Annotated in this window: 9 protein-coding genes and 3 pseudogenes; 6 read left to right on the forward strand and 6 right to left on the reverse strand. The window is 60.3% G+C overall.

Features of this window, described 5'->3' with window-relative positions; translation table 11 throughout:
* Positions 1 to 17: 17 nt before the first annotated feature.
* Complete coding sequence (locus tag E1956_RS17685; RefSeq protein ID WP_197732889.1) at positions 18 to 734, reverse strand: FMN-dependent NADH-azoreductase; 717 nt, start codon at positions 732 to 734, stop codon at positions 18 to 20.
* A gap of 421 nt (positions 735 to 1,155) precedes the next feature.
* Between E1956_RS17685 and E1956_RS17690 the strand changes: the two genes are divergently transcribed.
* The gene (locus tag E1956_RS17690; RefSeq protein WP_028219276.1) at positions 1,156 to 1,449 is read left to right on the forward strand and encodes a DUF1330 domain-containing protein; all 294 of its coding nucleotides are present in this window, start codon (positions 1,156 to 1,158) and stop codon (positions 1,447 to 1,449) included.
* 81 nt (positions 1,450 to 1,530) lie between these two features.
* A complete protein-coding gene (locus E1956_RS17695) occupies positions 1,531 to 3,009 on the forward strand; it encodes an NAD-dependent succinate-semialdehyde dehydrogenase (RefSeq protein ID WP_134751453.1) in 1,479 nt (492 codons plus the stop codon).
* A 176-nt stretch (positions 3,010 to 3,185) separates the two neighbouring features.
* Here the strand turns inward: E1956_RS17695 and E1956_RS17700 are convergent, their stop codons facing one another.
* Entirely contained in the window at positions 3,186 to 4,133 is a 948-nt protein-coding gene (locus tag E1956_RS17700) for a LysR family transcriptional regulator (RefSeq protein ID WP_134751455.1), read from the reverse strand.
* Positions 4,134 to 4,266: 133 nt separating this feature from the next.
* Here E1956_RS17700 and E1956_RS17705 point away from each other — a divergent pair, with 133 nt between their 5' ends.
* From E1956_RS17705 to E1956_RS17715, 3 genes and pseudogenes are all read left to right on the forward strand, one after another.
* Positions 4,267 to 5,214 carry a VOC family protein gene (locus E1956_RS17705; RefSeq protein ID WP_134751457.1) on the forward strand — a complete coding sequence of 316 codons (948 nt, stop codon included), beginning with the start codon at positions 4,267 to 4,269 and terminating at the stop codon, positions 5,212 to 5,214.
* A 300-nt stretch (positions 5,215 to 5,514) separates the two neighbouring features.
* Positions 5,515 to 6,477, forward strand: coding sequence for a SphA family protein (locus tag E1956_RS17710; RefSeq protein ID WP_134751458.1), 963 nt, complete (start codon positions 5,515 to 5,517; stop codon positions 6,475 to 6,477).
* 234 nt (positions 6,478 to 6,711) lie between these two features.
* Positions 6,712 to 6,923: pseudogene (locus E1956_RS17715) on the forward strand (hypothetical protein); the annotation flags it as partial.
* Positions 6,924 to 7,251: 328 nt separating this feature from the next.
* On the opposite strand, the gene E1956_RS17725 reads toward E1956_RS17715, so the two are convergent.
* On the reverse strand, positions 7,252 to 7,560 hold the full coding sequence (locus tag E1956_RS17725; RefSeq protein WP_197732890.1) for a YncE family protein: 309 nt from the start codon (positions 7,558 to 7,560) through the stop codon (positions 7,252 to 7,254).
* A gap of 204 nt (positions 7,561 to 7,764) precedes the next feature.
* Here E1956_RS17725 and E1956_RS17730 point away from each other — a divergent pair, with 204 nt between their 5' ends.
* The gene (locus E1956_RS17730) at positions 7,765 to 8,943 is read left to right on the forward strand and encodes a helix-turn-helix transcriptional regulator (RefSeq protein ID WP_134751460.1); all 1,179 of its coding nucleotides are present in this window, start codon (positions 7,765 to 7,767) and stop codon (positions 8,941 to 8,943) included.
* A gap of 43 nt (positions 8,944 to 8,986) precedes the next feature.
* On the opposite strand, the pseudogene E1956_RS46860 reads toward E1956_RS17730, so the two are convergent.
* The 3 genes and pseudogenes from E1956_RS46860 to E1956_RS17740 all read right to left on the reverse strand — a co-directional run.
* Positions 8,987 to 9,171 (reverse strand): annotated as a pseudogene (locus E1956_RS46860) (IS5/IS1182 family transposase); the annotation flags it as partial.
* A gap of 1,945 nt (positions 9,172 to 11,116) precedes the next feature.
* A pseudogene (locus tag E1956_RS46160) lies at positions 11,117 to 11,281 on the reverse strand (electron transfer flavoprotein subunit beta/FixA family protein); the annotation flags it as partial.
* 110 nt (positions 11,282 to 11,391) lie between these two features.
* Positions 11,392 to 12,207, reverse strand: a complete 816-nt coding sequence (locus E1956_RS17740; protein WP_134751465.1) for an enoyl-CoA hydratase/isomerase family protein — start codon at positions 12,205 to 12,207, stop codon at positions 11,392 to 11,394.
* Between the last annotated feature and the right edge of the window lie 44 nt (positions 12,208 to 12,251).

Here is a 12,251-nt window from a genome sequence, read left to right on the forward strand (position 1 = left end):
GGATGTACGGCTTCGGTTCAGGCACGCGAAGGCGCGGCCGAGCCTGCAACGCGCTGCTGCGACTCATCTGCGACCCAGCGACCGATTGCGGATCGTGCAGCAGCCAGACCCCGCTGCTGGCTTTCGGCACCCATACCCAATCCCTCCGCCAGAATGACTGAAACATTGCCAATGCCGACGAATGCCAGGAGTGTGCGCAAATGGGGTTCCTGATGATCGCGCAGACGCGCGGGGCCATTGCTGTGAACGCCGCCGCGCGTCATGACCAGCACGGCGCGCTTGCCGCTCAACAGGCCGATCGGCCCTTCCGGCGCGTAGTGAAACGTGCGGCCGGCGCGCAGCACATGATCGAACCAGACCTTGAGCTGGCTGGTGATGCCGAAGTTGTACATCGGCGAGCCGATCACAAGCAGGTCCGCCGCTTCCAGTTCATCGATCAAGGAGTCCGATAGCACCCTGACCGCCTTTTGCTCCGGGGTAGACGTTTCCGGCGTGCGGATGGAAACGACGGACTGATGCGAAAGGTGAGCCAGCGGCTCTTTGCCAAGATCGCGGTGCACGACCTGGCAGCCAGGTTCGTGCCGTGTGAGCTCGGCAACCAGTTCGCCACTCAGTTGACGTGACACCGATGGCACTTGCGGGCTGGAGTCGACGCGAAGAATCTGCATGATGTACTCGATATCGTGTAGTGGAGGAGGGTGGCGAATGCCGCCGTCGATCCGTTCGAGCTGCAAGCCACCTCTGTGAAGATATTGGCCCCTTCTCACGCCGATGAGAATCGCGCAAAGTGTGCGATTAGCTCGCACCATAGGTGGGAGATCGGCGCAGGGTTCTGCCGGCGACCAAGCGGCGATGGGTTGCGGCAAGGTCAGTTGTGACGAACGCGACGTTAGCGGTCCAAAGTAATGGGCGGTTCGCGAATCATTGAACGCAGAGAACGCGGAGTTCTCGCTGAAGAACCAGGGGGTAAAGCCGGGAAAATATCAGGAACATCGTGGCGTCATACCGCAAAGGTTGGGCGCCAAACCCAATCGGTCTTTGACTCGACCAGGCGATGCTTGCAACATCCGGGCTACCGGGCCAACAGACGGCTTCGGTCGGGCGATGAATTCGCCCGTTCGCCAAATGAAGCAATGGTAGACAGGAGACACAACGATGCCAAAAGCGTATTGGACATGTGCATATCGCTTGGTACCCGACCACCGACAGCGAGAGGTGTACAGCGAGCTCGCGACCGCCGCGGTGAAAGCGGGCGGCGGCCGGTTTCTGGTTCGAGGCGGCAGGATGCGAGCCAACGAGGATGCCGTCGTCGAGCGGACCGTGATCGTGGAATTTGACAGCTACGACCAGGCGATTGCCGCTTACGATAGCGAGCTCTATGCGAAGGCGCTCGCTGCGCTGCCGCCTGGCACCTTGCGCGATCATCGGATCGTCGAAGCGTTGGAGTAGCTCGTGGATCTGGGCTGAGGTTGCCCATCGCCACACCCCGTCAATCTTCAATATTGTAAGTATAACGAAGCAATGGATTCGATGAACACCTACGCGACCCCGTCGCAAGCGAAGTTGCCCGGGCCTCCGGAGATTCCAACCGATCTGCTCATAGGCGGCGAATGGCGAGCGGCGCAAGGCGCACGCCGCTTCGACGTTATCGATCCGTCCAGCGGCCGGGTGTTGACTTCGGTCGCGGATGGCACCGTGTCTGACGGGATGGCGGCCGTCGAGGCAGCGGACCAATCGGCAAAGGCCTGGGCAGCAACGGCGCCACGCGCGCGCTCGAAGATTCTGCAGGCGTGTTACGAGAGCATGATGGATCATCAGGCGTGGCTTGCCGAACTCATCTCGCTCGAGAACGGCAAGGCGCTGGACGATGCCAAAGGGGAGGTCGCCTATGCCGCCGAATTTTTCCGCTGGTATGCGGAAGAGGGCGTACGCCTGAATGGCGAATTGAATATGGCGCCCGGTGGCGCCAATCGTATTCTTGTCCAATATGCGCCCGTCGGCATTTCGCTACTCATCACGCCATGGAACCTGCCGGCGGCAATGGCGACGCGCAAGATCGCGCCTGCGCTCGCTGCGGGTTGCACATGCATTCTGAAGCCCGCCGAAGAGACACCGCTGACCGCACTCGCCATTGCGAAGCTGATGCTGATGGCCGGCCTGCCGGCCGGTGTTCTCAATATCGTCACGACCACCGATCCGGGGCCGCTCGCCTCGGCGATCCTGCACGATCCTCGCGTGCGAAAACTGTCGTTTACGGGATCGACCGAAGTCGGGCGAATTCTACTGCGCGAAGCGGCCGACAATATCGTAAGCCCGTCGATGGAGCTCGGTGGCAACGCGCCGTTCCTCGTGTTCGACGACGCCGATCTCGTGGCGGCGATCGAGGGCGCCCTGGCCGCCAAGATGCGTCACGGAGGCGAGGCCTGTATTGCGGCTAACCGCTTTCTGGTCCAGCGCGGGATCTACGACGCCTTCGCAGAGCGGCTGACGGAGCGGATGGGCGCGCTGAATGTCGGCGACGGCTGTGCCGTTGACACACAGTGCGGTGCAATGATCAATGCGGCGGCAGTCGGGAAAATCGAACGGCTGGTCGATGATGCCAAGGCGCGCGGTGCCCGGGTGCTGGTGGGCGGTACCCGTTGCGAGCGCCCCGGCTTCTTTTACCCGCCGACCGTACTGGTGGACATCGATCCCGGCGCAGCCATTCTTCAGGAAGAAATCTTCGGCCCGGTCGCCGCCTTGACCTCATTCGACACCGTTGATGAAGCCATTGCGCTCGCTAATGCGACGGAGTTTGGTTTGGGCGCCTATGTGTACACGTCGGACCTGAAACTCGGACTGCGGGTATCCGAGCAGATCGAGAGCGGCATGATCGGCCTGAACCGGGGCGTGCTTTCCGATCCCGCTGGGCCGTTCGGCGGCGTGAAGCAAAGTGGACTGGGCCGCGAAGGATCCCACCACGGGATAAAGGAGTTCACCGAGGCCAGGTATATTGCCGTCGAATGGTGAGGACGCGGTAACAGCGGGCTCATCGGTGCCTGCAGCAGCTTGAACAACAAGCAGGTACGGGGCCGTCGCAAGATCGACGGCGCTACGCCGATTGTGCGGCCTCACCTGCCCCATACGGGGTCAGCGTATCGAACGCTTCGACCCGCTTGTCGACATCGAAACGGGTGGAAAAGTCTTCAGCGCGACGCAGCATCCTCGCTGGTCGATGGCGGCAACCCGCGATCCCATGGCGGAACTGGGTGCATATGCTCAGCCAGCAAATCCACGAAACTGCGAACCTTGGACGAGAGCCTGCGCCCGGGACTCCATACCGCATGAATGGGTACGCTTAGCGGTTTCTGGTCCAGGGTGATCTCCACCAGTCTGCCCTCCGCTATGTCTTCGCCGACGAGGAAGGTGGGTTCGAACAGGATGCCCTGGCCTCCCAGGCCCGCCGTGCGTATCACGCTGGGGTCGCTGGCGAGCAGGTTGCCGCGGACCTCAAGAGCGGCCGGTCCATAGGGGCCCTGAAACTGCCAGGGCATCGCGGTGCTGATGCCGGCAGGGGCATAGCGCAGGCAATTATGCTGAGCCAGATCGGCCACTGTGCGAGGCGTGCCGTGTACGGCGAGGTATTCGGGCGCAGCACACACCGCCATGCGTGAAGTGCTGAGCCGGCGCGCGATCATCGCCGGGTTCACCATGGGCCCGAAGCGCACGGCGACGTCCCAGCCTTCCTCGATCAGATCGACGAAGCGGTTATTCAGCCCAAGCTCGACGGTGACGGTTGGATAACGCTGGGCGTAGTTCGGCAGCAGCGGCGCGATATGCCGTACGCCAAACGACACCGGCACATTGACCCGCAACAGGCCTCGCGGCTCCAGGCGCTCTGTCGATATGCCGGCCTCGATCTCATCCACCTCGGCCAAAAGGTATCGGCAGCGGTCGCGGTAGTCGGAGCCCGCTTCGGTCAGCACCAGCCGGCGCGTGGAGCGATGTAGCAGACGCACACCCAGACGGTGCTCGAGCGCCTCGACGTGTTTGGTGACCATGCTGGGCGACATGGCGAGCCGGCGCGCCGCCTCACTGAAGCTGCCTGCATCGGCGGTGGCGACGAAGGCCTGCATGCTGGTAAGCCGGTCCATTGAGTTCGTACCCTGGGTGTGAATTGATCGCACAATTTGCGTGATTCCCATCTGCATGGGATGGGGCCATTATGCTCCCACAAGGTTCGGACAACGCATAAATATTGATGCCAATATGAAACAGGAGGCGAGCATGTCGACGATCAAAGTCACTGATGTAGCGTACGGGCGGTTGCGCGCGCCCGATCTGGATGTCATGGAGGAGTTCCTGACGGACTTCGGGATGGTGCGGGCAGCGCGAACGAGCCGCGCGCTGTACATGCGGGGCACCGATCCTCATCATCACATTCACGTCACCGAGCTCGGCGAGCCAGGCTTCGTCGGGCTCGCCTGGCATGCCGCCGACGAGGAGGATCTTCACCGCCTCGCGCGGCTGCCGGGGGCCTCTGCGGTGGAGGCAATCGACGAGCCAGGCGGCGGTTTGCGCGTGCGCATCAAGGAACCTAACGGCTACCAGATCGAGGTTGTCCATGGCATCGAGGCGGTTGAGCCCATTCCCGTTCAACGGGTTCCGCTGAACATGGCCGATAAGCCTCTCAATCGTGCGGGCGAACTGGTGCGTCTCAAACGCGGTGCTGCGCGGGTCAAGCGTATCGGTCACTGCGTCATGGGCACCCCCGATCTGCGCGGCACGGTGGACTGGTTTCGCAAGACGTTGGGGCTGATCTGCACCGACGAGGTTTATGCCGGTAGCGAGGACAATGTCACCTCGTCATTCAATCGTTGCGATCGTGGCGAGGATTTTGTCGATCATCACATCTTCTACTGCGTGAAGAACTCGCACGCCGGCCTGAACCATCTGTCCTTCGAAGTTCAGGATGTCGACGACGTATTCCTGGGCCAGGACCACCTGCGGCGAAAGGGCAAGTACGAGCATATGTGGGGCGTGGGGCGCCACCTTCTCGGTAGCCAGATCTTCGATTACTGGGCCGATCCGTGGGGACGCATGCACGAGCATTGGACCGACAGTGATCGGCTCAATATCCACAATGCCCCGACGCTGATTTCGGTGGAAGACGGCCTGATTTCGCAATGGGGCGACCCGCCGCCTGAGAAGTTCATCAAGCGCTTCAGTGTGTAGCCCGGGAAAAGCGGGCGGCGAGATTTGAGAGCGTGGACTGCCGATCTTCCGAGCGTTGATATCGCGATCGAGTAGCCGACCGGGTGCAAGAGTGATGCCTTCGTCTTTTCCCGACGATGGACGCCACCTGAGCACACGCACGGTCGTGATCAGTGTGTTTGAACAGGGTGTGTTGCGCGCGACGATTCGTGTCGCGCTACCTATTCGACTGCAGAACAAATGAATTTAGAAGCAGATTGGCTGGTTGAATGATTTGAATGACTATACACAAATAAAAATCTATATTAAAGGAGACGAATTTTGTCAAAGATATTGGCGTATATTTTCATGGGTGCCGTAACCGCATCTCCAATGTGGTCTCACGCGTCGGAGGGGAACTACTTCGGAGGGCCGGTAGGGGGAACAGATATTCGCAACGCTTATCTGCCATCGGATACCGGGTTTTATGGAAGCGTGGTGGCGGGAGCGGCTTTGGCCACTCACATGTATGGCGACAATGGAGACAGAGAGAATAGTGTCCAGGCTCATGGGGATCAAATGGTTGGGGCTTTGGGGCTCCTTTACGTTTACCCCTTTCATCTGTTCGGCGGAACAGTTGGAACCTCTGTACAACTTCCCGTGACCGCTGCGTATCTTTCTATTGACAACAGGCATGAGTATTACAGGGGATTCGGCGATCTTTACGCGGACCTGATTGAGTGGAGTAAATACATCGGTCCGGTGTTTGGCAATGTGAAATCGTCGCGATCGGATCTGCCATATGGATTGACCATCAAGCTGGCGTATTCGATGATCTTCCCAACCGGAAAATACAACACTACCCAGTTGCAAACGCCGGGGCACAACGTCTTTTTCTATATACCGAATTTTGCCGTGACGTATCTCACGGGTCCCAATTTCCTTGGTGACGGCCTCGAGTTCAGTGCCCATGTCTTTTTTGATTTCACGTCTCACAACTCCGCTACCAACTATTCGAGCGGGCCGGTCTATGACATCGACAGCGCCATCACGGAGCGGTTCGGAAGGTGGCAAGCCGGATTGAGCGGCTACTACGCCAGACAGTGGGACGGTGATATCCAGGACGGCCTGCCGGCGAAACCTGACGGCAAACACCTCGTGACTGCCGGCGTGGGGCCCGTCATAGCCTATGACATACCTTCCTGGAAGGCCAATGTGAAGTTCAAACTGCAGTTCGCGGTGGCGAACCGGAATACCCTTGGCATTTCGCGCGCGTTCGTAGTTTTCAGCAAGGCATTCCAGTGAGGGGAGAAACACCGGTTTGCTAATGTCGTCTTTCGAAGTAATCGTGTTGATGCGGCGCCAGTGTTGAATGCGTCCCGCTGAATGCCGCGTGCGTCGGGGAGGCTGCGGCGGTTTCGCAACTCATGAACCGATCCGGTTTCCTTGTTTGCCGGTGACATTCCCGTTCACTATGGGAGCCGTACAACTGGAAGCTTCAGAGGCCTCGTCATGATCGTTCGGCTTTTCCGTATGGAGAGCCAGGCGAGCCCCGACAATCTCCTGCATGTGCTGATGCACGCCATCGACCAGCCCGCCACGGAAGGGCTCGGCTAATGCCCGGATTCAAGGACAGTTTCGACGATCGGCAGATGGCCGAACTTGCGGGCTACATTCGCGCGCGCTACGCGTCAGGGCAGCCGGCATGGCGCGATCTCGCCGCGACGGCGGCGCGCGCGCAGACGCATTGAGGGCTTGCCAGCTCGAGCGTGAGGCGCTAGCCGGACCACAGCAGCCAGGAGGTCGAACGCGAACATGCAGGACGCGGATTGTTGCCGATGTGTATTCAGGCCCGGCCGCTTCGGTAGTATGGTTGCACACATCCCTGCGGCGTGGCGAGATTACAGTTGAACTGCGACGTTAGCTTGTCATTCTCATGAGCGCCGCCGCGACTTGTTCGCCCGACGCCATTCCTGAACGAAGAATTGCAGCCCTCCAATTTGCTGAGCCAGATAGCCGCCTGTGGCCATCGATTCGGGTGCACGCCTGTCTCCCGTGGGCGGATATTCGTCAGCGAAGTCAGCTTTGCGGAATACAATGTCCCAGATCGGAAATACTGCGCCGTGATTGCATGAGTTCCGTCCAGGTGCGGCGAAGTTCGAGCGTGGATGCGTCGAGTGCTGCCAGCGAGCCGCCAACGCGGTTGGTGACATACAGCGTGTTACGCTCCGGCGTCAGGAACAGGTTGTGCGGACCGTTGCCAGTTTTCAGCCGTCGTAGAACGTTGCCCGTGAGAGGGTCTACCTCTGCCACATAGTCGGCACCCGTCACACAGACAAGGATCTTGCCGTTGTGTGCCATTACATGGATCAACAATGAACGGGACATTGCCACTCGCATCGGCGATATAGCGCTTGCTTCTCGAAGCATCGTGTCCCGCTCACGCAGAAGCCAGGATGTAAACACATATCGTCAAATGCAAACAGAGCCTGGTAAAAATCCAACGTTACCAACAAGGCCTCACGCCAGAGAAAAGCAGCATCGTTCGAGTGGCCAGCGGCGGACGGACCGCAATACAAGGAGACAGGAAACATGCTGGTAGAGCACTACGACGGAACGGAGTTCCTGCAAGCATCGGCGCTGACAATCGAGCAGTTCAGCAAACTGGTGGCGATGATTTACGAAGGCCCGCTGGAGGTCATCCCCTGGGGCAGTGCGCTGGAGTCGATCCGCACGCTGCTCGGCGCCAACTATGTGACGCTCATCCTGCGCCCACCATCGATCGATCGCGCCGGTCTCATGGTCCACGCATCTGAACAAGGCGGCGCCGTATTGCCGGGCGAAGCCTCGTATAACAACTACTACTATGCACTCGATCCGTTCGTCGACTTGCCAGAGCACCGCATGAGCACCATCGACGAACTGCTCGGTGACAACGTCTGGCGCAGCAGTGAAATCTACCAGCAGTTTTACAATGTATATGACGTCGGCTACCTGATGGGCGCCGACCTCTGTACGAACGACGGCGGCGAGTGCCGCCTGCGCATATCCCGCAGCCATCAGTCGGTCAACTTTTCGGCGGTCGACAAGGCACTTTGCGGTGCACTCCTGCCCCACCTGAAACGCGCGGTCTGCCTGCACTCGAAGTTCGACGTCGTCGAGTCCGAACGCGCGCTGTATGCGACCGCCGTCGACCGTATGCAGGTCGGCATGGTTATCCTCGACGAAACCGGATCGATCACGAAGACCAACATCACCGCCAACGAGATCCTGGCCGTAAAAGATGGCGTGTGCCGCAAGAACAACAGGCTTGAAGTCGCGTACGCGGTGGAAAACCGGAAGTTGCAGGCGTTGATCCGGTATGCACTCGCAGATCGCGTCACGAATACACCCGGCGTGGTGCAGGCGATGTCGGTCACGCAACCTTCCGGAAAAGCCAAATTAGGGCTGCTGATTCGCAAGATTGCCTTTAACGAATGGTCCGAAGACAATGCGCGGCGCCCAGCGTGCGCCGTGTTCATCCGCGACCCGGACCGAAAAGCTCAAGCCTCGGACGAAGTCGTTCGCAAACTGTTTGATCTCACTCCCACCGAGGCGTCGCTCGCACTCACACTCGCCAATGGCTCCACGCTCGAGGAATGTGCTGATGAGCTCGGCATATCAAAGAACACGGCGCGCGCGCACTTGCGCGCGGTGTTTTCGAAGACCGGCGTCACGCGCCAGGCGACCCTCGTGCGCGTGCTCCTGAATAGCGTTATCTCCCTGGGCTGATCGATAGATCGAGGCCTGGGGTGTGGCCTCGCGCGTTGTCATGTGCATCCGTGTAGACGCACGGTCGTCCACGCTCGCGAGGCGCCGTCAGGAGTGGTGGTGCGAACAGTCTGGATCAATCCCATATCGCCATATCTCCTTGGTCGATGAGCCCCGCGTTGTACTGCGCCCTGTTCTTGACGCGATAGCTGGCCTTGGTCCCGCTCGCTTGGTGGTGTCTCTGCGCATCTTCCCGGAAGAATTCGAGAATGTACGCAGAAACACGAGCTGTTATCAGCGTTACCCCCGGCAGTTGCGGGTGTACGTCACGTTAGCGTCCTCGATTGAGGGCTGAATTTGTGCACCCATGCCGTGACCGAAGCGGGCCCCGCGTTGGTGGCACGCATTCCGCCCTTAGCCGCATTCCGGATTATTTCCATACGTCGCAAGTTGGCGCGGACCCGGCGCGCATCGACACAGAAGAAGGGAGGGGCAGTTTGTAGATGCCCCGATCGACATTCGATCCGAAATAGACGGATGAACCTGAAACCGCAACACCGGTCGGCACGAAGGGCGCCGGCAGGCTGTTCTGCGGCGGCAGGCCGATCGGCAGGTTTTCGGCGAGCACCTGCGGTCGCGACTTTTCGGACGGGTCGAGAACAATCAGTCGCTTGGCCCCCACCTCTGCCAGAACCACCCGGCCATCCGGCAGAAGCGCGAGTCCCTCCGGAGTCTTCAAGCCATTGGCAATCCGGCGCACCGGGCCGCCGTCAATTGGCACCACAGCAAGTGTGCCGCTCTTTGCGTCACTGACAAGCAGCCTTCGATCGCTGAGCAGGAGTAGTCCCGCGGGGCCAGAGAGACCGGTGGCGAGCGGCGCGAGCAGCGTGCTTGTCCGTGGATCGATGCGTCCAATGCGTCCCGCGCCGTATTCGGCCACCGCGATCGTCCCATCAGGCAACTCCGCCATGGCGTAGGGCGCGCTAAGACCTTTCACGGCGCCGGCTACCTTGCCACTGGCGATGTCGATCCATTGCACCGTTCCAGAGAAATCCGAAAGGATCACGGTCTTACTTCCTGTCGCAGCGACAATGGGGCTGATGGTCAGTGCACCCTTCGAAGGATAGCTGCGCCCAATTTCGACAATGGCGCCGGTTACTGGATCAACCATCTTGAGCGTCGCGATATCTGCGACGAAGATTTGATCACGACCGTCTACACGGCAGACAGCCATGCCACCCGGAGACGTCATGCGGCCCTCTACGATGGGTTGAACTTGACCACTCGCCGCAGTGACCGAGACAACCGAATTTTCGGCGAGACTGGAGACAAGCACTTTGTCATCACCCCAAGGCAGCAAATTGTCGAGCCCCGAGCCAAGTTGCGCCACGGTCCGAACGGCACGCGTAGCGACGTCGATCTCGAGCAGGCGTCCGTCGCCTGCGAGCACCGCATAAAGCTTTCCGTTCGGGCCAAACTTGACTGCCGCTGGCGTGTTGAGTCCGTCGACCACGGTTTCAACGGCTGGCCGATCAGGATCAATTCGCACGATCTTTCCGCCGAACCAGGACGGCCCGTAGAGCTTTCCATCACTGCCGAAATCGAAGCCATTTAAGCAATCGAGGTTACTCAAGATTTTACGTGGCGGCTTGGCGCCAGTCGGATCGACCTCCCAGAGCGCATCGCCGGAGAAGCACTGGCTGACGAAAAGGCGCCCATCGGTGCGGCGGAAACCGATGCCGTCGATGCCGGGCAGGTTGGACGCGACGACGCTCACTCGGCCGCGCGGATCACGCTTCATGAGCTCGCCCTCCATGAACGCCGCCCACAGCAGTGTGCCGTCGGGCAGAAACACCATATCGTCCGCTCCGCCGCTCGGTCCGCGTTCGATCTGCGTAATCGCACGCGTGTCGAGATCGACACGGAAGATGCCCTGGCTCATGACTGCACCTACGTAGAGTTTCCCGTCAGGGCCGAAGCCCATGCCGTTGGCCCCGCCGATCGGCGACGGCGCTACTAGTGGTATCGCTTTGGCTGGCGTTGCGGCCCAGGATGGGCCAGCGAGCGGCGCCAGCACGGCGGCCAGCAGCACCCCCGCGAAAATGCGGCGGCTTCGCTTCGGTTTATCGTTGGGCTTCCGAGGGGATCTCGGTAGTAATCCCCTGGCAGGCCATTGAAATACACGTCGCCGATGCGCGATGGCCTTCTTCTTCAGGCGCACCGCCTTTCCCACCGTGATTTCGTCGAACGGGTTCATCGACATCTTGACGCTGGCGATGTCGACACCGTTGTCATCGCTCTTGACCCGCACCTTCACGTTGTAGTCCGCGACCCGCTTGACTGGAACAAGAATCTTCATATCTCCGATGCCCAGGTTGATTGAGGTGAAGTATCGATTGGCGCACCAGTATGGGATCGTCCATATGGACGAGTCGGATCGACGGTGCGCGTGCTATTGCTGCGCGTGGACTACTTGCCTGCGAACGTCGGTCGCACCTTGTTGAGCAGGCCCTGCGCTGCGCTGCCGTGATCCTGGGACATCATGGACAGCGACTCGAGCGCGATCGCCGCGTCGATCTTCTTGGTGAACTCTTCACGCAGCGTCTGGTTGATCGAGCGCTTCGTCCAGCGCACCGCGAGCGGGGGAAGTGCTGCGAGCTCTTGCGCGATCGACCCCGCGGCGGAAAGGACCTGCTCTGCCGGCACGGCGTAGCTCACCAGGCCGATGCGCTCGGCTTCGATTCCGTCGACGATCTTCCCGCGCATCAGGAAGTCCTTGGCGCGCGCGACCCCGATCAGCAGTGGCCAGATAATGCTGCCGCCGTCGCCGGCAACCAGGCCGACCTTGACGTGCGTGTCGCCGATGCGTCCCGTTTGTGACATCACCACCGTATCGCAGAACAAGGCAACCGTTGCCCCGAGTCCCATGCAGTCGCCATTCACTGCGGCGACGATGGGCTGCGGGACCGTGAGGATGTTCGACAGCATTCGCGGTGCCCAGCCCGTCGCTCCGAGCGCCGTGGCCCAACCCTCCGGCTTGCCAAAGCGGCCGGCCATGGCCTTCAGGTTTCCGCCCGCCGAGAACGCGCGGCCTGCACCCGTCAGGATGATCACACGAACTTCGGAATCCTCAGCAAGTTCCAGCCACACATCTTCCAGCTCTCGATGGCTGACGGCATCTCCGATGCCGACGATCGCGTTGAGCATTTCGGGACGATTGAGCATCAACGTGGCAATGCCGTTTTCCACTTTCACGTCGATCGTCTTGTACTTCGTGTAGTCCATGTCTTGTCTCCAGAAAAGTTGAGTTACGCGTAAACCCGTGTTGG

Origin of the sequence: Paraburkholderia pallida, assembly GCF_004524855.1 — a bacterium.
In the GTDB taxonomy this organism is placed as follows: domain Bacteria; phylum Pseudomonadota; class Gammaproteobacteria; order Burkholderiales; family Burkholderiaceae; genus Paraburkholderia; species Paraburkholderia oxyphila.